This is a genomic window from Bradyrhizobium sp. SPXBL-02 (genome assembly GCF_051853065.1).
GTDB lineage: Bacteria > Pseudomonadota > Alphaproteobacteria > Rhizobiales > Xanthobacteraceae > Bradyrhizobium.
In genome coordinates this window covers 6,402,164-6,422,374 of sequence record NZ_CP182474.1, presented here as the reverse complement: position 1 = coordinate 6,422,374, position 20,211 = coordinate 6,402,164, and the positions used below count along the sequence as shown (strand labels likewise).

22 protein-coding genes are annotated in these 20,211 nt (G+C 64.6%); 16 read left to right on the top strand and 6 right to left on the bottom strand.

The window, feature by feature from the left end; genetic code table 11:
• Nucleotides 1-53 precede the first annotated feature (53 nt).
• The 13 genes from ACNJYD_RS29985 to ACNJYD_RS29925 all read left to right on the top strand — a co-directional run bounded on the left by ACNJYD_RS29985 (nt 54) and on the right by ACNJYD_RS29925 (nt 10,171).
• Nucleotides 54-1,283 carry a flagellar hook protein FlgE gene (locus ACNJYD_RS29985; RefSeq protein WP_212254441.1) on the top strand — a complete coding sequence of 410 codons (1,230 nt, stop codon included), beginning with the start codon at nt 54-56 and terminating at the stop codon, nt 1,281-1,283.
• A 34-nt stretch (nt 1,284-1,317) separates the two neighbouring features.
• Entirely contained in the window at nt 1,318-2,793 is a 1,476-nt protein-coding gene (gene flgK / locus ACNJYD_RS29980; RefSeq protein ID WP_260382468.1) for a flagellar hook-associated protein FlgK, read from the top strand.
• A gap of 3 nt (nt 2,794-2,796) precedes the next feature.
• Nucleotides 2,797-3,843: a flagellar hook-associated family protein gene (locus ACNJYD_RS29975; protein ID WP_212254443.1), complete on the top strand. Its 1,047-nt coding sequence runs from the start codon at nt 2,797-2,799 to the stop codon at nt 3,841-3,843.
• Between the two features lie 55 nt (nt 3,844-3,898).
• Nucleotides 3,899-4,243 (top strand): flagellar biosynthesis regulator FlaF, encoded by a 345-nt coding sequence (flaF, locus tag ACNJYD_RS29970; protein ID WP_172786944.1) that lies wholly within the window; start codon nt 3,899-3,901, stop codon nt 4,241-4,243.
• Nucleotides 4,243-4,653, top strand: a complete 411-nt coding sequence (flbT, locus tag ACNJYD_RS29965) for a flagellar biosynthesis repressor FlbT (RefSeq protein WP_172786943.1) — start codon at nt 4,243-4,245, stop codon at nt 4,651-4,653. The genes flaF and flbT overlap by 1 nt, the downstream gene beginning before the upstream one ends.
• Nucleotides 4,654-4,668: 15 nt before the next feature.
• Entirely contained in the window at nt 4,669-5,091 is a 423-nt protein-coding gene (flgD, locus tag ACNJYD_RS29960; RefSeq protein ID WP_172786942.1) for a flagellar hook assembly protein FlgD, read from the top strand.
• Nucleotides 5,088-5,354, top strand: a complete 267-nt coding sequence (gene fliQ / locus ACNJYD_RS29955) for a flagellar biosynthesis protein FliQ (RefSeq protein ID WP_025034323.1) — start codon at nt 5,088-5,090, stop codon at nt 5,352-5,354. Before flgD ends, fliQ begins: the two co-directional genes overlap by 4 nt.
• A gap of 76 nt (nt 5,355-5,430) precedes the next feature.
• Nucleotides 5,431-7,512, top strand: a complete 2,082-nt coding sequence (flhA, locus tag ACNJYD_RS29950; protein WP_439364139.1) for a flagellar biosynthesis protein FlhA — start codon at nt 5,431-5,433, stop codon at nt 7,510-7,512.
• On the top strand, nt 7,509-8,261 hold the full coding sequence (gene fliR / locus ACNJYD_RS29945) for a flagellar biosynthesis protein FliR (RefSeq protein ID WP_172786940.1): 753 nt from the start codon (nt 7,509-7,511) through the stop codon (nt 8,259-8,261). The genes flhA and fliR overlap by 4 nt, the downstream gene beginning before the upstream one ends.
• Nucleotides 8,262-8,265: 4 nt before the next feature.
• Nucleotides 8,266-8,685: a hypothetical protein gene (locus ACNJYD_RS29940; protein WP_439364138.1), complete on the top strand. Its 420-nt coding sequence runs from the start codon at nt 8,266-8,268 to the stop codon at nt 8,683-8,685.
• Nucleotides 8,682-9,164 carry a rod-binding protein gene (locus ACNJYD_RS29935; protein WP_439364137.1) on the top strand — a complete coding sequence of 161 codons (483 nt, stop codon included), beginning with the start codon at nt 8,682-8,684 and terminating at the stop codon, nt 9,162-9,164. Before ACNJYD_RS29940 ends, ACNJYD_RS29935 begins: the two co-directional genes overlap by 4 nt.
• A 39-nt stretch (nt 9,165-9,203) precedes the next feature.
• Nucleotides 9,204-9,716, top strand: coding sequence for a flagellar biosynthesis protein FlgN (locus ACNJYD_RS29930; protein WP_439364136.1), 513 nt, complete (start codon nt 9,204-9,206; stop codon nt 9,714-9,716).
• A complete protein-coding gene (locus ACNJYD_RS29925) occupies nt 9,713-10,171 on the top strand; it encodes a hypothetical protein (protein ID WP_212254451.1) in 459 nt (152 codons plus the stop codon). The genes ACNJYD_RS29930 and ACNJYD_RS29925 overlap by 4 nt, the downstream gene beginning before the upstream one ends.
• A 135-nt stretch (nt 10,172-10,306) precedes the next feature.
• Here ACNJYD_RS29925 and ACNJYD_RS29920 read toward each other — a convergent pair whose 3' ends face one another.
• A complete protein-coding gene (locus tag ACNJYD_RS29920) occupies nt 10,307-11,077 on the bottom strand; it encodes a response regulator transcription factor (protein WP_439367532.1) in 771 nt (256 codons plus the stop codon).
• Between the two features lie 820 nt (nt 11,078-11,897).
• Here ACNJYD_RS29920 and ACNJYD_RS29915 point away from each other — a divergent pair.
• Nucleotides 11,898-12,848, top strand: a complete 951-nt coding sequence (locus tag ACNJYD_RS29915; RefSeq protein WP_439364135.1) for a hypothetical protein — start codon at nt 11,898-11,900, stop codon at nt 12,846-12,848.
• A gap of 12 nt (nt 12,849-12,860) precedes the next feature.
• Here ACNJYD_RS29915 and ACNJYD_RS29910 read toward each other — a convergent pair whose 3' ends face one another.
• Nucleotides 12,861-13,439: a MarR family winged helix-turn-helix transcriptional regulator gene (locus ACNJYD_RS29910; RefSeq protein ID WP_439364134.1), complete on the bottom strand. Its 579-nt coding sequence runs from the start codon at nt 13,437-13,439 to the stop codon at nt 12,861-12,863.
• A 612-nt stretch (nt 13,440-14,051) separates the two neighbouring features.
• On the opposite strand from ACNJYD_RS29910, the gene ACNJYD_RS29905 reads away from it, so the two are divergent.
• Nucleotides 14,052-14,939, top strand: a complete 888-nt coding sequence (locus ACNJYD_RS29905) for a dienelactone hydrolase family protein (protein ID WP_439364133.1) — start codon at nt 14,052-14,054, stop codon at nt 14,937-14,939.
• A 58-nt stretch (nt 14,940-14,997) separates the two neighbouring features.
• On the opposite strand, the gene ACNJYD_RS29900 is transcribed toward ACNJYD_RS29905, so the two are convergent.
• Nucleotides 14,998-16,266 carry a serine hydrolase domain-containing protein gene (locus ACNJYD_RS29900; RefSeq protein ID WP_439364132.1) on the bottom strand — a complete coding sequence of 423 codons (1,269 nt, stop codon included), beginning with the start codon at nt 16,264-16,266 and terminating at the stop codon, nt 14,998-15,000.
• Nucleotides 16,267-16,388: 122 nt separating this feature from the next.
• Entirely contained in the window at nt 16,389-17,237 is an 849-nt protein-coding gene (locus ACNJYD_RS29895; protein ID WP_439364131.1) for an SDR family oxidoreductase, read from the bottom strand.
• A 155-nt stretch (nt 17,238-17,392) separates the two neighbouring features.
• Here ACNJYD_RS29895 and ACNJYD_RS29890 point away from each other — a divergent pair, with 155 nt between their 5' ends.
• Nucleotides 17,393-18,127, top strand: a complete 735-nt coding sequence (locus ACNJYD_RS29890) for an HAD family hydrolase (RefSeq protein ID WP_439364130.1) — start codon at nt 17,393-17,395, stop codon at nt 18,125-18,127.
• Nucleotides 18,128-18,173: 46 nt separating this feature from the next.
• On the opposite strand, the gene ACNJYD_RS29885 is transcribed toward ACNJYD_RS29890, so the two are convergent.
• Together ACNJYD_RS29885 and ACNJYD_RS29880 are read right to left on the bottom strand one after the other, a co-directional pair.
• Entirely contained in the window at nt 18,174-18,581 is a 408-nt protein-coding gene (locus ACNJYD_RS29885) for a nuclear transport factor 2 family protein (RefSeq protein ID WP_212254458.1), read from the bottom strand.
• A gap of 94 nt (nt 18,582-18,675) precedes the next feature.
• Entirely contained in the window at nt 18,676-20,160 is a 1,485-nt protein-coding gene (locus ACNJYD_RS29880) for a mannitol dehydrogenase family protein (protein ID WP_439364129.1), read from the bottom strand.
• Between the last annotated feature and the right edge of the window lie 51 nt (nt 20,161-20,211).

Here is a 20,211-nt window from a genome sequence, read left to right as displayed (position 1 = left end):
CGCGCAAGCAAGACCCCGCATTGTAGCTGCAACCTGACCAAGGAGTCCAATTCATGAGCCTGTATGGTGTTATGCGCACCGGCGTTTCCGGGATGAACGCGCAGTCCAACAAGCTGTCGACGGTCTCGGACAACATCGCCAACGTCAACACGACGGGCTACAAGCGGGCTTCGACGGAGTTCTCCTCGCTGATCCTGAAGAGCGGCTCCGGCAATTACGATTCCGGCGCGGTCGAAACCACCGTCCGTTATGCCATCTCCGACGCCGGCAACTATCACTTCACGACATCGACGACGGATCTTGCGGTCCAGGGCAACGGATTCTTCGTCGTGCAGGACGCGAACGGAAATAACTTCCTCACCCGTGCGGGCGCGTTCGTGCCCGACGAAACCGGCAACCTCGTCAACACAGCCGGCTTCCAGCTGATGGGCTACAACATCGCGAACGGTGCCGTGCCCAACGTCGCCGCCAACGGTTTCGGCGGCCTTCAGGTCATCAACGTCAATCAGATGGCGCTCCAGGCCGCGCCATCGACCAAGGCGACCGTGGCCGCCAATCTCGATCCGAGCGCAACCGCGATCGCAGCGCCGGCAGGGCCCGCCAACTACACGTCGAAGACGTCGATGGTGACCTACGATAATATCGGCAATGCCGTGACGCTCGACGTCTACGCTGCCAAGACCGGCGCCAATACCTGGGATATCCAGGTCTACAACGGCGCCACTGCGTTGACGACGCCGGGCCCCGCAACCACGTTCACCTTCGACGTCACCGCGACCGGCAAGGGCAAATTGGCCGCGGCGAGCCCGACGGCGCTCTCGGTCGCGATCCCGGGCGGTTCCGCCGCCTTCAATATCGACATGTCGGCCATGACCCAGGTCGCTGCCGCCTTCGACTTCAAGGCGACGGTCGATGGCAACGCTCCGTCCGCCGTGGAGAAAGTGAACATCGACGACAAGGGCATCGTCACCGCCGTCCTCAAGAACGGCACCACGCTACCGAGCTTCCAGATCGCGCTCGCCACGGTGCCGAGCCCGGACCATCTGACGCCCGAAGTCGGCAACGTCTATTCGCCGAACCTGGAGTCCGGAAACGTGCAGGTTGGCCTCGCCGGCCAGGGCGGTCTCGGCACCGTCAAATCCGGCGCGCTGGAAGATTCCAACGTCGATCTCGCGGACGAACTGACCTCGATGATCGAGGCCCAGCGCGGCTTCACGGCGAACTCGAAATCGTTCCAGACCGGCGCGGATCTGCTGGACGTCGTCGTCAACCTGAAGCGCTGAATTCTTCGGCGCTCGTTTCGGGCAAGAGCACGCCATGTCGCTTACCGCCGCTCTCAACTCGGCTCGCTCCTCGCTCATGGCGTCGAGCATCCAGTCGTCGGTCATCTCGCGCAACATCGCCGGTGCCAGCGCCACCGGCTATTCGCGCAAGCTCACCGTGCTGGACAATCTGCCCGGCACCGGCGTCTATGTCGCGGCGATCCAGCGCGCCGCCAGCTCGGGCCTCTACAACAACGTCCTGATCGCGACCTCGTCGTCGGCCAAGCAAACCGCGATCTATGACGGCCTGCAGAAGATCGCCACCGCGACGGTGGACGATCCCGAGCTCGACCAGTCGCCGACGGCGCAGCTCAATGCGCTGAAGCAGGCATTGCAGAAATATGCCAACGCCCCTGATAACACCACGCTGGCACAGGCGGCCGTCGCGTCCGCCAAGGACATGGCGACCGCGCTCAACCAGGCGACCCGGACCGTGCAGTCGGTCCGCGAGAGCGCCGATGCCGACATGAAGACGTCGGTTCAGAACATCAACCAGCTGCTCTCGCAGTTCGAGACCGTGAACACGGCGATCGTGAAGGGCACGATCTCCGGCGACGACATCACCGACTACCTCGACCAGCGCGACAGCATCGTCTCGCAGCTGTCGCAGGAGGTCGGCGTCACCATGTCGATCCGGCCCAACGGCGACGCGGCGCTCTACGCCGACAGCGGCGTCGTGCTGTTCGACAAGACGGCGCGGTCGGTGAGCTTTGCGCCGACGACCGCCTACACCGCCGGCACCACGGGCAATGCCGTCTACATCGACGGCGTCCCCGTGACCGGGGCCAATTCGGTGATGCCGCTGAAGTCGGGCAAGCTCGCAGGGCTGGCTCAGCTGCGCGACCAGGACACCGTCACCTATCAGAGCCAGCTCGACGAAATCGCGCGCGGCCTGATCAATACGTTCAGGGAAAGCGATCAGACCGCTGCGGCACTGCCCGACGTTCCCGGTCTCTTCACCTATCCGGGCGCGCCGGCGATGCCGGCGAGCGCAACCGTCTCGGTGGGCCTCGCCGGCACGATCTCGGTCGCCGCATCGGTCGATCCGGCCCTGGGCGGCAACCCGAATCTGCTGCGCGACGGTGCGATCAGCGGCAACCCCGCCTATCAATACAACACCGCCGGCAACGGCGGCTATTCGACCCGGCTGCAGCAGCTCATCGGCGGCATGGATGCCTCGCAGCCGTTCGATGCAACGACGCAAGGCAAGCCGAGCGGCAGCCTGATCGACTTCGCATCGTCCTCGGCAAGCTGGATCGAAAACCAGCGCAAGGCCGCCAACGACAACTCCGAGTACCAGAGCACGCTGCTCAACCGCAGCATCACGGCGTTGTCCAACGTCAACGGCGTCAACATGGACGACGAGATGGCCTTGATGCTCCAGGTCGAGCGCACCTATTCGGCCTCGTCGAAGATCATCTCGACCGTCGATGAAATGCTGCAGAGCCTGCTCGCTGCCGTAGGGAACTAAGTCATGATGAGCGCGAACTACATTTCCACCCTGATGTTGTCCTCCTCGTTGAGGTATTCGATCACGAACAACCAGGCGGCGCTGAGCAAGGCCTCGACCGAGGCGACCACCGGCCGCTTCGCCGATATCGGCCTCGAGCTCGGTGCAACGACGGGAAGCGACCTCACGCTGCGGGCGGACTTCAGCTTCGCCGATCAGCTCGTCGACACCAACGGGCTCGTCTCGGGGCGCCTGGACGTGACGCAGAACCGGATCACCCAGCTCAGCAAGACCGCGACGGATTTCCTTAAGGACCTGATCGCGGCCCGCAGCACCGACGGCGGCGGGCGGGTCATCCTGCCGCCTGCATCCTCCAATCTCCAGGATCTGATCGGCGCCCTGAACGTCTCCTATAACGGCTCCTATCTGTTCTCGGGCATCAACACGCAGAACGCGCCGATCACGCCTTACGCCGCGGGCTCGGCCAGCAAGAACCAGGTCGATGCGGATTTTCTCGCGGCCTTCGGCTTCTCGCAATCCTCAGCCAGCGTCGCCACCATCACGCCGGCCCAGATGCAGACCTTCCTCGACACCACCTTCGATGCCGAGTTTGCCAGCCCGGCCTGGAACACCAACTGGTCGTCGGCGACCGACCAGACCATGCAAAGCCGGATCTCCACCACCGAGATCGCCGATACGTCCGTGAGCGCCAACCAGACCGGCTTCCGCAAGCTCGCCGAGGCCTACACCATGATGGCCGACCTCGGGAACGTGAAGCTGAGCCAGGAGACGTTCCAGGTCGTGGTGGACAAGGCCATCGGGCTCGTCGGCAACGCCATCAACGACCTCGCTGCGCTCGGCGGCAGCGTCGGCACGGTCCAGCAGCGGATCACCACAGCAACCACCAAGCTCAAGACGCAGCAGGACATCCTGAACAATCAGATCGTCGGCATGGAGAAGGTCGACCCGACCGAAGCCTCGGTCCGGGTCAACACGCTGCAGACACAGATCCAGACGGCGCTGGCGCTCACTTCGCAGCTCCAGAAGATCAGCCTCATCAATTATCTCTGAATAGGGGCTCGTAACCTTTGTCCAGTTGTTCGGTCTCCTGCGAAGAGTGGTCCTGATGACGTTTGAAGCCTATGAAGCGGTCGTCGACGAAAGTGGCTATGAGGCGCGCAGCCGCGAGCGGCAGGCGCTCAGCCTCGGCATCGACCGGCTCGAGCGGATCCAGAAGGGGCGTTTCAGCCTCGAGGACCAGGTCGAGAGCCTGCTCTATGTGCGGCGGCTGTGGACGATCTTCATCGAGGATCTCGCACACCCCGAGAACGGGCTGCCGGACAAGCTGCGCGCCGACATCATCTCGATCGGGCTGTGGGTGGTCAAGGAAGCCGACCGCCTCCGCGAGCAGAGGTCGAGCGACGTGGTGCAGCTCATCGAAATCAACCGCCTGATCCGAGACGCGCTTTAATGAAGATCTCCTTGCGCGCGGGCGAACGGATCTACATCAACGGCGCGGTGCTCCGCGTCGACCGCAAGGTCTCCGTCGAGCTCGTCAACGACGTGATGTTCCTGCTCGAAGGGCAGGTCATGCAGGCGTCCGACGCCACCACGGCGCTGCGACAGCTCTATTTCATCGTCCAGCTCATGCTGATGAACCCGACCGACGTCCGCGACGCCGCCGCGCTCTACGCGCAGCATTACGCGGCCCTGTGTGCCGTTTGCGAGAGCCGCGAGATGCTCGACGGGCTCGGCGCGATCCACGAGCTGGTCGGCGCGACCCGCTATTTCGAGGCGCTCAAGCGGATTCGGGCGCTGTTTCCGGTGGAGCAGGCCATCCTGGCGGGCGCCGCCAATGTTTCCCCAGTCGAAGCTGCCTGACAGCGGAGAGACAAGATGAACGTCAACAGCGCGACCGACACGACCGGCAAGTCGTCCAGCTCGAACGCGACCAACTCGCCGACGTCGAGCAACAGCGTGGACTACAACACGTTTCTCCAGCTCCTCATTGCCGAGATGAAGAATCAGGATCCGACCAATCCAATGGATACCTCGCAATATATGAGCCAGTTCGCCCAGCTCTCGACCGTCGAGCAGGCGATGCAGACGAATTCGAAGCTCGACGCGCTGCTGTCCTCGCAGTCCTTGTCGCAGGCCAACGGGTTGATCGGGAAGACGGTCAGCTTCACCGACTCGACCGGCGCCACCTTCAGCGGCAAGGTCGTCTCGGTCTCCATCAACAGCGACGGCTCCATCGCGACCCTTCAGGACGGCACGAAGGTCGCGGTCGGACCGGGGCTCACGATCAGCCAGTCATGAACGAGCGGGACGCCCTCGATATCGTCCAGGCGGCGATCTGGACCATCATCGTCGCCTCCGGGCCGGCAGTCGGTGCAGCCATGCTGGTCGGCACCGTCATCGCGCTGATCCAGGCGCTGACCCAGATCCAGGAGGTGACGCTGACCTTCGTTCCGAAGATCATCGTCATTCTCCTGGTCGTAGCCGTCTCCGGCTCCTTCATCGGCGCGCATCTGTCGACCTTCACCGAGATGGTCTATTCGCGGATCGAACGCGGCTTCTGATCCGGACGGCCCCGGCACCATCCCCGCGTAAGCTTTGCGCGGCAGATTGCGAACCGGACCCCTCTGCCGGTGACCCATGGCCGATACGTTAGCTGCTAGCCTGCCCAATCCGCGCCGCCTCGGAACGGATGCCTTCTTCGCCGGCGGCATCGTGACCATGCTCACGATCCTGTTCCTGCCGATTCCTCCGATCCTGATCGACCTCGGCCTCGCGTTCTCGATCGCGCTGTCGGCGCTGATCCTGATGGTCGCGCTGTGGATTCAGCGGCCGCTCGACTTCTCGGCCTTCCCGACCGTGCTGCTGATCGCGACGATCCTGCGCCTGGCGCTGAACATCGCGACGACGCGCCTGATCCTGTCGCGGGGTGGGGAGGGCGAACAGGCGGCAGGCCATGTCGTTGCCGGCTTCTCGAAGTTCGTCATGGGCGGCGACTTCGTCATCGGCCTCATCATCTTCGCGATCCTGGTGACGGTGAATTTCGTCGTGATCACCAAGGGCGCGACGCGTATCGCCGAGGTCGGCGCCCGCTTCACCTTGGACGCCATTCCCGGCAAGCAGATGGCGATCGACGCGGACCTGTCCGCCGGCCTGATCGACGACAAGGAGGCCCAGCGCCGGCGCCGCGAGCTCGAAGAGGAGAGCGCGTTCTTCGGCGCCATGGACGGCGCCTCGAAATTCGTCCGCGGCGACGCCATTGCCGCCCTCATCATTACCGCGATCAACATCTTCGGCGGCATCGTCATCGGCGTCACTCATCACGGATTGACTCTGTCCCGCGCCGCCGACGTCTACACCAAGCTTTCCGTCGGCGACGGTCTGGTGTCGCAGATGCCGGCGCTGATCGTCTCGCTGTCGGCGGGCCTCCTGGTCTCCAAGGGCGGTACCAGGGGCTCGGCGGAGCAGGCGGTGCTGCGGCAGCTCGGCGGCTATCCGCGCGCGGTGTCGGCGGCCGCGCTGATGATGTTCGTGCTCGCTCTGATGCCGGGGCTGCCGATGGCGCCGTTCGTGCTGCTCGGGGGCGTCATGGCCTTCGTCGGCTACTCGCTGCCGAAGCGCCAAGCCGCGCGGGAGCGCAAGGAGGCGGCCTCCAAGGCCGACGAGCGCGCCCAGGCCGAGGCCAAGGAATCCGTCAAGGAGCAGCTCAAGACCGCCGAGATCGAGCTCGCGCTCGGCGGCCACCTTTCGGTCCATCTGTTGGGCTCGCGCAACGAGCTTGCCCACCGCGTGGCCAAGATACGCAAGAAATTCGCCAAGCAGTACGGCTTCGTCATTCCCGAGATCAAGCTGACCGACAATCTGTCGATCGATCCCAAGAGCTATCAGATCCGCATTCACGACACGCGCGTTGCCCATGGCGAGCTCAGGCTCGGCGAGGTGCTGGTACTGGTCGACAAGGACGGCAAGCCCGACGTGCCAGGCGACGAGGTGATCGAGCCTGCGTTCGGCATGAAGGCGCTGTGGGTGACGGAAGCCTTCACCGACGAAGTCAAGCGGCAGGGCTGCAAGCCGGTCGACAATCTGTCGGTGCTGCTCACGCATTTGAGCGAAGTGATCAGGGCGAACCTCGCCCAGCTCCTGTCCTACAAGGACATGCGTGCCCTGCTCGACCGGCTCGATCCCGAATACAAGCGCCTGGTCGAGGATCTGTGCCCGTCGCAGATCTCCTATTCGGGCCTGCTGGCGATCCTGAAGATCCTGCTGGCCGAGCGCGTGTCGATCCGAAACCTCCACCTGATCCTCGAGGCGATCGCCGAGATCGCGCCGCATGTGCGGCGCTCCGAGCAGGTCGCAGAGCACGTGCGGACGCGGCTCGCCCAGCAGATCTGCGGCGATCTCTCCGACTATGGCGTGCTCAACGTGGTCCGTCTCGGCAACCGCTGGGACCTCGCCTTCCACCAGAGCCTGAAGCGCGATGCCAAGGGTGACGTCGTCGAGTTCGATGCCGACCCGCGCCTGATCGAGCAGTTCGCGACCGAAGCCAGCGCCGCGATCCGGAAGTTCACCGAAAGCGGCACCAGCGTGGTGCTGGCCGTCACGCCGGAAGCGCGGCCCTATGTCCGGATGATCCTGGAGCGGGTGTTCCCGACATTGCCGATCCTGTCGCATGTCGAAGTCGCGCGCAGCGCCGAGATCAGGGCGCTCGGAGCCATATCGTGATCTCCGGGCTCGCCGACAGCGTGCTGGTGACGTTCATCGTGTTCTGCCGCATCGGTGCCTGCCTGATGCTGGTGCCCGGCTATTCCAGCGTCAACGTGCCGCCCCAGGTGCGCCTGTTCGTCGCGCTGGTCACCACGTTTGCGCTGACGCCGATCCTGATCGCCGTCCTGAAGCCGCTCACGGACAACGCGGCGCCGCTGACGCTGGCGCTCCTGATCTGCTCCGAGCTCGTGGTCGGCAGTGTCATCGGGCTCGGCGGGCGCGTGTTCTTCCTCGCCCTCCAGACCATGGCGACCATGATGGCGGGCGCGATCGGCCTGAGCAACATCCCGGGCACGCCGGTCGCCGACACCGATCCGGCACCGGCCCTGGTGCCGCTGATCATGGCCGCCGTCACCACTTTGTTCTTCATGACCGACCAGCACTGGCAGGTGCTGCGGGGGCTGATGAACTCCTACGACGTCTGGAAGCCCGGCAACAGGCTGGGAGGCGGCGTGGCGCTCGACCTGCTCGTCGGCCGCCTTTCGGAAGCGTTCGTGCTGACGCTGCGGATCTCGAGTCCCTTCATCGTCTATTCGGTCATCGTCAACCTGGCGGTCGGCCTGATCAACAAGCTGACGCCGGCCATTCCGGTCTATTTCATCTCGGTGCCCTTCGTGCTGTTCGGCGGCTTCCTGCTGCTCTACCTCACCAGCGACGAGCTGCTGACGCAGTTCATGCTGGGCGTGTCATCGTGGCTGGCGGAGTGACGTCATGACGTCGCGCGCGGACAAGCTCGGCCGGATGGTCTCGCTGGTGAAGCTTCAGCTCCGGCTCTCCGAATGGCAGCTCGCACAATTGCGGCAGCAGGAGCGCAGCCTGCAAGAAGAGCAGGAATGGTTGGTCGGAGCCTTGAACGATGGAAAGCCGCCGGCGGGATCGTCGAACGAATCGATCGCCCGGCGGCTCAACAGGACGAGCGTCGGCGCCCGCGCGGTGCAGGCGCAGGCCGCGCAGCAGCTCGACCAGGTTCGCCGCGAGACCCGCCGCGTGAAACAGCTCGAGGAGGTCGCCAAGGCCGCGCTCGCCGACAAGCTCCGCGATGCCGAGAAGCGCTCGCTCGAGGACATGACGGGAACGAGCCTTACCGTGCGCGCGTGGACGCCACAGACAGCCAACCGGAACAAGACATGATCGTGACAGCGACGCCCGACCTCGTCCTCGACGTCCTCGAAGCCGCCGACCCCGTGACGCAGCGCGCCGCGACCGCGAAGCTCGATGCGCTGAAATCATCGGACGCCGATTTCGCCGCCACGATGGAGGCGGAAGTCGGCAAGGCCAAAGCGGCGACTGCCGACCAAGTCGCGGCGAAAGTCGCCGAAGCGCAGTCGGGGGCAGTGAACGGTGCACCGGTGCAGGTGATCAAGGCGCCGGCATCCGGCGAGGTTTATCGCAAGTTCGAAGCCTTCATCCTCCAGACCTTCGTCGAGACGATGTTGCCGAAGGACTCGGAGGAGGTCTTCGGCAAGGGCACGGCTGGCGGCGTCTGGAAGTCGATGCTTGCAGAGCAGCTCGGCAATCAGCTGGCAAAGGGCAAGGGCGTCGGCATCGCCCGGCAGCTCGCCGCCGCACATCCGGCCGGACCGGACGCTGCGGGGAAGGCCGGATCGTGATCGGCGAACGGGTGACAGAAGTTGAGAGGTGAATTTCCAATGCAGGCACAAGAAGGCGCGGTGGCCGTGGCGATGGACCAGGCGGTCGCTGACACCGAGATGGTGACGACGGAAGCCGCAGCGAGCGATGCGCTGCTGCCCGTGCTGCTGCCGATCGGAGGTGGCGAGGCGATGGTCGACGCCGCGGATGCGGTGAGATCGGACGAGATGCGTGGCCTGCTGGCTGCAATCCGCCGGCTCGCGAGTATCGTCGAGGAGGAGACGACCGCACTCGCGACGGGCCAGAAGATCGATTTCGACGACTTCAGCGCGCGGAAGAGCCGGAGCATGCTCGAGTTCGTCCGCCTGATGCGGGCGCGGATGCACCTCGGCGGCGAGGTCGAGATCACCGAGGAGATTCAGCGGCTGCGGGAGAAGCTCGAACGCAATCGTTCCATTCTGGAAATGCACTACGACGCGGTCCGCGAGGTCGCGAGCATCATCGTCAAGGCGGTCAAGGACGCCGAGTCGGACGGCACCTATACCGGTCGCACAGCGCAGGACGGAAAATGATCAGACTGGTGCTGGCCGGGCTCTGGGTATGCATCCTCACGGCGGGCACGAGCTATGCCGTCGCCTATTGGAAGGAGAAGGGCAGCCTGCTGCCGGCGAAGGACGAATATCTCGAAGGGCTGCAATATCACAAGACGCGGGCGCTGAGCGTGCCGATGGTCGAGAACGGCAATGTGCAGGGCTACATCGTCGCGCGCTTCGTCTACACCATGGAGGGGCGGACCATGCACCAGCTGAACGTTCCGCCGGAGCCGTTCGTCGTCGACGAGGCCTTCCGCAGGATCTATGCCGACGATCGTCTCGACTTCAGGAAGCTCGCCCGCTACGACCTCGCCGTCCTGACCACGGCCATCAAGCAACGCGTCAACGAACGGATGCAGGGTGACATCGTCCAGGACGTCCTGGTCGAGGACTTCAACTACGTCTCCAAGGAAGAATTCCAGCAGAAGCCGTAGGGCATGTTGTTCGGAATAGCGCGGCGCTTGCGCCGCCACGGCAAGCCCGCGTGCTGCCCTCTCTGCCGCTGAAAGCGCAACGGCCTCTGCTGCTCGCAGAGGCCGTTACCGGTTTGGTGGCGATGTCCTGCCGCGTCAGTTGCTGGTCGGGTACGCGGCCGGGGCGGCCTGCGCCCGGTTCAGGAGGATGCCGACGTCGTCGAGCTCCTGCACCGGCTCGTCGAGGGTTTCGCCCGCCGGGATGTTGAGGCGGTATCCGACGTAACGCCGGGCCACGATCGCGTCGAAGCCGAGGCGGTCGCGGAGCTTCTTGCGCAGCTTGCTGACGTGGCTCTCGATCACGCTCTCGTCGAAGGTGGACTCGAAGATGCCGTAGACCGCGTTGAAGATCTGCGTCTTGGTGATCCACTTGCCGTGGTTGGCCACCATATATTCGAGAATGCGCAGTTCGCGGCGGGGCAGGGTGAGGGCGTGGCCCGCGATTTCGGGGTCACGGCCGTTGAAGAAGACCTGGATCCTGCTCTCGCAGGGCCGCGGCAGCTCGCCCACCCGGCGGCGCGCGATCGCGGCCGTTCGGGCGAGGATCTCGCGCAGGTGTATAGGCACGTGCACGACGTCGTCCACGCCCGATTCGAACAGCTCCAGCGTGTTCTTGAGCATCTTCTGGCCGCTCATGGCGATGATGGGAGCCGATGAGCGCTTGCGCATCGCCCGCGGCAGGCTTCCGCGGGCATCGCAATCCCCGAGGAGAAAGGCGTCCACCGCCGCCAGATCGGATTCGCTCGCAGATTGCAACCAGTCCCAGAATTCTCCGGAGGAGAAGCCGATCGACGATACGCCTTCGCGAACGAGCCCTCCGACGTAGCTGTTCGCGACGCTCTCGCGATCATCAACGATAATATACATCAGTCTTTCGCCCCTGTTTCGCACTTGTTGCGGCCGGTTGGGTTGTTGTGATGCCCCGGCTCGGCAACGATGCTGTTTGACGACATTCCATCCCGCGAACCGTTGTTATGGTTTCGATATTCGCGGGCAGCCCTACGCGTTCAGTGCCTGCGTCTCGCGGGCCTGTTACTTCAACTCGATACTGAAACGCTTACTGCGTGAGGCTCGGCGGGTGTCTTACGGATCACCTCGCGGAGCAGATTGAGAAACGACCTAGAACAGTTGCGCCAAGTTGCTCATCGCGTCCGAACACTGCTGAACTGTGTCGATCTCCTCGCCAACTGGCGAGAATCACTTGAGTAGGACCGTAACAATTGCCGATTCCCGATCAAGCGTGCGTAAGAAAGCGATTGCTACGTGTGCTTGATGCTGTTGATTCGTTTCTGGTTGTTTCTTGATATATCCAATCGTATCAGTTGATTTGAATCCTAAACTAGTTTTGCACCGTCGTGGTTGTATGGTTCCGCATCCCCGTACAATTACAGCCGTTTTGGGTGGTGCTCCGGGTCATGCAAATTGTGGGGTTTTCAACCCCGGATTGACACTGGAACCCGCTTTACCGCGTGCGACAATTCGACTCACGTCTGCGCCGCGACTCCAGCTTGGTGAAATCTTGGCGAGTGTGTGTCTTTCGAGTCGCACTCTCGCCACGTGTATGACGCGATCGACTCATGCGACGCCTCATCGCGCGTGATGAAAAGCTTTCGACACGCACGTTTCAGGCAAGCTTCGGCAAATAGCGTCACCGCTCGACAGACCGAACCGAACGGAGCATTTGCATATGTTGTCCGATGGACAAGCTCGTCCCAACGCGACCGCGGATGTTTTCGCGGCGGCGAAGCCGGCGCCGGAGGCGAGCGATACAATGGACAACGCGGCGCGAACGCCCAAGCCTGCCGCGAGCGCAAAGCGTGTATCGGCCGCGGCGAGCGACGAAGCTCTCGCAAAGGAGGCACTCGAGGGCTTGAAGCGCATTCGTGCCAAGGCACGGCTCGACAAGATGGCAATCCCGAAACCTGCGCCGGTCGCGATCAAGCCGGCCGTGATCGTGGCGAAGCCGCCGCCGCCTCGTCCGACATGGGTCGTGCCGCTCGCAACGCTGGCGGTCGCTGCCATGTTGGTGGTCTGCGCCTGCACCGGCGTGATCGCCTATCTCACCACCCAGCCGGCGCCGAACAACGTTGCGGCCAATGCGGAGATCAGGAATCTGCGCGAGACCGTCGCGCAGCTGCGCAAGCAGGTGTCGGGCGTGTCTGAAAATCTCGACGGCTTGCGCACCGCGGTCGATCAATCCAGCAAGGTCACGAACGATCGCTTCGGCAGGTTTGCGGAGAATCTGGACCGGATCGAGCGGGTGAGCTCGTCCTCGACGGCAAAGCTCGACAAGCTCGCTCAGGTGCAGGCCCAGGCTCCTGCGCCGGCGACGGTGCAAACGCAGCCGGTGTCGCCGCAAGGGCCGATGATGGCCGCAGTCGCCGCGCCCGAATTCACGGGATCGGTGCCTGCACCCGAGCGGGCGTCGGCGCCGCGCAAGGCAATCAAGGGCTGGTCGGTCCGTCAGGCCTATGAGGGGATCGCGATCCTGCAAGGCCCGAACGGCGTCATCGAAGCCGTGCTGGGACAGCAGGTGCCCGGTCTTGGACGCATCGAAGAGATCAGGAACGATAACGGGCGCCTGGTGGTGGAAGCCAGCGGCGGCGTCATCTACTCGTCGCGCAAGGCAACGCCCTGATCGAGCGGCCTACTATTGGCGGTGATGCTCGAAGCTGGTGCACAGCAGATCGACCTCCGCCTCGGCAATCGGCGCGCGAAACAGGCGGCAGCTGAACTCGGCCGCCGTCTTGCTGTCGGTACCGGCGCGATCCTCCCGCAGGAAGATGCACCGCTTGCAGACGTCGGTGTGGTGCCGCTGCTCGGCGGCATCGGAGTGGTCAAGCGCGTGCCGGAACGTGTCGCGGAAGCGGATCTTGACCTCGTCACCGAGAACGGCAATCGCTTCGACGAGGACGTTGACGGGGTCGCGCACCAGAAACTTCTTGCCCTGCTGGGTCACGCTCAACGTCACCGACCGCTTGTCGGTGGCCGAGCGCTTCCGCTCGAGATAGCCGAGCCGCTCGAGCTCGCCGATGATGAACGAGGCGGTGCCGCGCGTGGTGCCGACGTAGCTCGCCAGCGCCGAGGGGGTTCGGGAAAACCGGTTGGCGCGGGAGAGGAAGCGCAGCGCCATCCATTCGCGGTCGCGCAAACCATGCTTGGTGCCTTCGAACCACAGGATGCGTGCGGCCTGCTCCAACAGTTCTATCGATTCGCGCGCCAAATTCATTTCAGTTCCAGGTCGGATAAACTTTATTCAATTGAGCCTTGAGTAGCGCAATCGGGGCGGACGGGAATGAACCCGCTTGCGCTTCGTCGTCCGTTGCCGGCGAGCGTCGCGCGTCGCGGGAAGAAGCCTCTGCGTTTCCGAAGATGGAACTTCCGGCCGTGGAACTAGGGTGTCACAAAGAAAGACCGGGTAAATCGCGCGGCCCAGATCTTCCGAAAATTTCAATCAAATGACGTCGGTTTGCATGTGAATTGGTGATGACGCACGGTGCACGAACAACATGATGTGTCACCATCGTCACCGGGATTGCAATTTGTTGCGGCAGAGCCTCTCGGGTGCGCGAATAGGAGCATTCTCTGCAGCGACGGCAGGCCTGGCGCCAGGGAAAGAACCGCTTCTTTCGGTTAATGGATGTTGCGATGCAGTGCAGCTAGACGGTTAAGTCCGGCACACGATCGGGCTCCGGCGGACGGCGGACACCGGTGCTCGCCAACGAAGGGGTGAGGCGGTGAGCCGTGTCCTCGCAGGCTGGTGAGTTGCCTTTGTCCCGCAATTATTGGCGAATGCGGCGCCCGAGGGGCATCAGCATGGGAATCAGGAATGGGAAGATCGATGAGCTTTGAAAACACCATCACATCCGACGTCATTGGACTGACGAAAGTCGCCCCGCTCTCGCGCCGCGGATTCATGAGCGCCACCGCAGCCGTCGCCGCGGGCTACACACTCGCGGCCGGTCCGGTCCGGGCCGATATCGTCACGACGGATACCAGCGGCCTCCAGGCCGGTGATGCCAAGATCAAGGTCGGCTCCGAGGAAATGCCCGCCTATTTCGCCCGCCCGGCCGGCAATACCAAGGCGCCGGTGATCATCGTGGCGATGGAGATCTTCGGCCTGCACGAATACATCAGGGACGTGACGCGGCGCCTCGCCAAGCTCGGCGCATTCGCGGTCGCGCCCGACTATTATTTCCGCAAGGGCGTCGACCTGACCAAGGTCGCGGACGTCAAGGAGCTGCTGCCGGTGGTGAATGCGAAGCCGGACGCGGAGCTGTTGTCGGATCTGGATGCGACGGTCGCCTGGGCAGGATCGCAAGGCGGTGACGCAACGCGGCTCGGCACCATCGGCTTCTGCCGGGGCGGCCGCGCGGTCTGGGAATATGCCGCCCACAGCGGTGCGCTCAAGGCGGGCGTTGCCTTCTATGGGACCCTGGTCGATCCCGCCAACCCGTTGTGGCCGAGGAGCCCGCTGCAGCTCGCGCCCGAGATGAAGGCGCCGGTGCTCGGCCTCTATGGCGGCGCCGATACCGGCATTCCCGTCGCCCAGGTCGAGCAGATGAAGGCAGCGCTCGAGCAGAGCAAGAAGCCGGCCGACTTCAAGATCTACCCCGAAGCGCCGCACGGCTTCCATGCCGATTATCGCGGCAGCTATCGCAGAGACGCCGCGGAGGATGCCTGGAAGCAGGCAGAGGCCTGGTTCAAGAAATACGGCGTGTTGAGCTGACGCTCAATCAAGAGGGCGGCCAGAGCGGCCGCCCTTTCTCTTTCAGGGCGTGACGATCTCACTTCGTCATCGCGCCGTAGACGATGTCCTGGACCTGCTCGCGATAATATTTCCTGAGCTCACCCGGCGCCGCCGTCCCCACGACGACGACGAGACGTTCCTTGGGATCGCAGAAGAACTGCGTCCCGTAAGCTCCGTTCCAGGTGAATTCGCCGGGATTGCCGGGGACCGACGATAATCCTTCGGCCGTCCGGACCGCGACCGAAAGGCCGAAGCCGAAGCCACCGCGATGCGGCTCGACATTGGCGACGTTGTTCTTGATCTCGGGGCCGAGATGGTTCGTCGTCATGTGACGGACCGTCTTCGGACCGAGGATGCGCTGACCGTCGAGCTCGCCGCCGTTGAGCAGCATCTGTCCGAAGCGGATGTAGTCGCCGACCGTTGCGAACGAGCAGGCGCCGCCGCACTCGAACTTGGTCGGGATGTCCAGGAGCTTGATGGCCTGCGGCTTGCCCGTCAGCGGATCGTTCGCGAAGGGGCGGGCGAGGCGCGGGCGCTGCGCGTCGGTCGGATGGAAGGTCGCATCCTTCATGCCGAGTGGCTGCCAGACATTGGCGGCGAGATAGTCGCTGAGCTTCTGCTCGCTGACCTTCTCGACGACGGCGCCGAGCACGTCGATCGAAAAGCCGTATTCGAACTCGGTCGAGGGCTGGTGCGCCAGCGGCAGCTTGGTGAGGCGATCGATGAAGGCCTGGGTGTCGCCTTCGATCGCCGGCGCTGTGCCATCGGGATATTGCCGCGCCACCGGGCTCGAAGAGTCCGGACGGCCGCCATACATCAACCCCGACGTATGCCGGTAGAGATCGTGGATGAAGATCGGCGAGGCCTGCGGCTCGAGCTTGAGCGAACCGTCGGCCTGGGGAGCGGCGACCTTCATGTCGGCGAAGCCCGGGTAGTAATCGGACAGCTTGGCCTGGAGCGGCAGCCGTCCCTGCTCCATCAGCGTCAGGCCGGCGACCGCTGCCATCGGCTTGGTCATCGACGCCAGCGCGAAGATCGCATCGATCGGCATCGGCGTGCCCTTGGCCGGGTCGAGCTGGCCATAGGCCTTGTAATGGACGAGCTTGCCGTCACGGGCGATGGCGACCACTGCGCCGGGCACGCGCTTGGCCGCGATCTCGCGCGCGAAGAAATCATCGAGGCGTGCAAGGCCCTGTTTCGAAAATCCGACATCGTCGGGATTGGCTTCGGGCAGCGGCGCGGCGCGCGCGGCGCTGAGCGCGACGACGGCAATCGTCGCCGCGATCATGGCGATCGTCTTGTTCATTGCATCCTCCCAAGGGGCGAGCTCGTTGTGTGGTGGCTCGCTCGACGCCTAGATCATGACCGCGCAGGCACGGAGTCAAGCGCGGGTAAGGCATGTCTGGCAGGCATCGGAGCGCAGGAACCCTATCGTCCTTCGCCCGCGCGCCAGAGCGAGTCGAGGCCGTGCCGATAGGTGGGATGGACAAGCGTGACGCCGAGCTCGCGCTTCAATTTCGCATTGGAGACCCGCGCGCTGCTGGCATAGAAGCTGCGGGCCATCGCCGACATCTCGGCGGTGGCGAACGCTTCTTCCGGCGGCGGTGCCACGCCGATCAGTTGCGCGGCATAGGCGATCACGTCCTGCGGCGGCGCGGGCTCGTCGTCGCAGATGTTCCAGGTGCCGCCGCGCTCGTGGTGGATGGCGGCCATGATCGTGCTCGCGATGTCGTCGACGTGGATGCGGTTGAAGACCTGTCCCGGCTTGATGATGCGCCTCGCCGTTCCCGCGCGCAGCGTCGCCAGCGCGTTGCGGCCGGGACCATAGATGCCGGCAAGCCGCAGGATCGCCGCATCGCCGCCCGTCGCATCCGTCCAGGCCTGCTCTGCCGCGATCCGCATCCGTGTGCGGTCGAGGACGGCCTGCGGCGGCGTGCTCTCGTCGACCCAGCTGCCCGCGTGATCGCCATACACGCCGATAGTCGAGAGATAGACGACTTTGCAGCGGTTTCCCTTGAGCACGCCGCCGAACGCCGCGATCGCGGGATCGCCGGTGCTGCCGGGCGGGATCGACACCAGGAGGACGTCGGCATGGCGAACCCGTTCAACCGTCTCGGGCGACGGATCGCTACCGGAAAACGGATGCACCTCGATGCCGGCGAGATCGTTCCGCTGCGCGGGATCGCGCACGGTGCCGGCGACATGCGAGAAGCTGTCGCCGTGCTTGCGGACGAAGTGCCGGGCACTGTAGCCGAGGCCGAGAATGAAGAGCCGCATGCGCCTCCTGTGCAGGTCGAAAGTTCCCGTTTGCGCCGTCATGCGCAGTTCGCTCATAAGAGATTTTTGGGTCCGGCAAAAGATATTGCGATTTGTCTCCCCCACAGGCTCGGTCGATGCTCGCTTCTCGCAGCATCGGAAGGGAGGGATCGATCATGCAGGCCGAAGCGTTGGTTCAGTCGCCAGCAGGCGCCGCCGAATTGATCCGCCGCGCGGCCGCGCTGATCTTCGACGTTGACGGCACCCTGGCCGAAACCGAGGAGCTGCATCGGCAGGCCTTCAACCTTGCCTTCGCCCGCCGCGGTCTCGACTGGCAATGGGACCGCGCCGTCTACAAGGACCTGCTGCGGGTGACGGGCGGCAAGGAACGCATGCGCGCCTACCACAAGAGGCTCAAGACCGCTCCGCCGTTGTCGGATATGGACATCGCAGAGCTTCACCGCATCAAGACCGCGCACTATGCCGAGCTGGTCGAGACTGGTCGTTGCCCCTTGCGGCCGGGCGTGACGGATCTGCTCACGACCGCGAAGGCGCGCGGCCAGCGGCTTGCGATCGCGACCACCACCTCGCACGGCAATATCGATGCGCTGCTGTCGCAGGCGCTGGGCCAACGCTGGGCTGCGGATTTCGACGCGATCGTCGCCGGCGATGACGTCAGGCACAAGAAGCCGGCGCCGGACGTCTATCTCGAGATCCTGGCGCGGCTGAAGCTCGAGGCGTCCGATTGCGTTGCGATCGAGGATTCCGCCAACGGTCTGGTCGCGGCCTCGCGCGCCGGCATCCCGGTTCTGATCACCCGCAGCATGTTCTTTGGGGACGATGACTTCACCGGGGCACATGGCGTGCTGGACGATCTGTCGGAACTTTCGGACCGTCCAACAAAAAACTGAAAAACAACCCCATGCACAGTAGATCACGCTCGCGTGATCGCCGCGCTCAGTGGACGCGGTGACTGGCTCTATCGTCCTCAGCCTGCTCGACAATCTGCGCGATCGGGCTGGACTGATGGTGCACCAGGCGCCAATCGTTGCCGACGCGGCGAAAATGGTTGGCGGCGGCCAGTGCGGTGCCGTCGACGATCTCGATGCAGAGCACGCGGGCGCTGTCGCCGTCGATGATGGCCTGCGGCTCGGCGCAGACGATCTGCGGCCGCTGCGGGTTTTGCAGGATATCGCGCCAGCTTCCGATCACGGTGGCGCGTCCGATGATCGCTGGCCAGCCGGGATGGATGCAGGAGATGCCGTCGTCGTCCGCCCACATCCGTTCCATGCCGGCGAAGTCGCCCGTTGAAAAAGCGGCGTAGAAGGCCGCGTTGGCGGCGATGACCTTGGTGTCGTTTCCCATCGCTCTCGGGTGGGGCAACGACGGCCAAAAATCAAGCGCGACTTCTGTCGATTTTGGCCGCAGTGCAGCATTCAAGATGCTGCCCGCGTCGTGGTCACGCCGAAACGTGCGTCGCCACGGTCCGTCGTGCGCCGTCGGCATAGAGGCGGCCGAGCGCCGCGGTGACGGCCTCGCGCAGGCGCGGTTCGGCGCCGAGCGGTCCGAACACCTTCGCCACCCCAAGCAGTGCCGGCGCGAGGCGCTCGGCAACAGGCCCCGCCTCGCGCGCCAGCGCGGCGAACTCGCCGGCGAGGGGATCGCGCACGTCGATGGCGCGGCCCTGCTCATCGACGGCGCTGACGTAGCGCATCCAGCCGGCCACCGCGAGCGCATGCGTTGCGATCGGCAGGCCCCTGGCAAGGCGATCCTGCATCGCGCCGAGCAGCCGCTGCGGCAGCTTTTGCGAGCCGTCCATGGCGATCTGCCAGGTGCGGTGATGCAGCGCCGGATTGGCGAAGCGCTTGAGCAGCGAGGCGCGGTAGGCGGCGAGATCCGTACCTGCGGGCATCGTCAGCGTCACCGCGGCCTCTTCCATCACCTGTGCGGCGAGGCGCGCGAAGTGGGGATCCTGCATGGTGTCGGCAATGGTCTCGTAGCCGGAGAGATAGCCGAGATAGGCCAGCGCGGAATGGCTGGCGTTGAGCAGCCGCAGCTTCATCAGCTCGAACGGCTTCACGTCGCCGACGAGTTCGACACCCGCTGCGGCAAAGTCCGGCCGGCCCGCGGTGAAGCGGTCCTCGACCACCCATTGCGTGAACGGCTCGGTCATGACAGGCCAGGCGTCGCGCATGCCCAGCACTGACGCGACCGCATCGCGATCGGCATCCGTCGTCTCCGGCACGATGCGGTCGACCATGGTCGAGGGGAAAGCCACCGTCTCGGCGATCCACTTGCCGAGTTCCCTGGAGCGCAGCGCGGCGAATTGCGTCACGATCCGCTGCACGGTATCGCCGTTGGCGGCGAGGTTGTCGCAGCACAGCACGGTGAAGGGCGAAAGACCCTGCGCCCGCCGCCGTGCCAGCGCGGCGACGACGAAGCCGGGCGCCGAGCGCGGCGCGTCGAAACTATTGAGGTCGTGCACGACATCGGGATGGCGCTCGTCGAGGTCGCCGGTCTGCGGCGTGTGGCAATAGCCCTTCTCGGTGACCGTCAGCGAGACGATGCGCGTGGCGGGGTCGGCCATCCGTTCGACCAGGGCTGCCGGCTTCTCGCGCGCGACGACACTGTCGAGCAGGGCGCCGATGACCCGGTGCTCGGTGCCTTCGGCCGCGCGTACGGCAATTGTGTAGAGATGGTCCTGCGGGGCGAGGGCGTCGCGCGTATCCGGGCTGCGCAGGCTGGCGCCGACGATGCCCCACGACGTCGCTCCCGCAGCAAGGCAATCGTCGATGACCACAGCTTGGTGCGCGCGATGAAAAGCCCCCAATCCTAAATGCACGATGCCGGGCGTGAGGCGCGATCGGTCATAGGCCGGACGGCGGATGGCAGTCGCCAGCCGGTCGAGATTGGCGCGACCAAGGCGCATCGAGCTCTGGCGCATGGACGTCTCCCCTTTGCTTTGCCGCTGCTTGACACGGCGCCCCTATCAGGT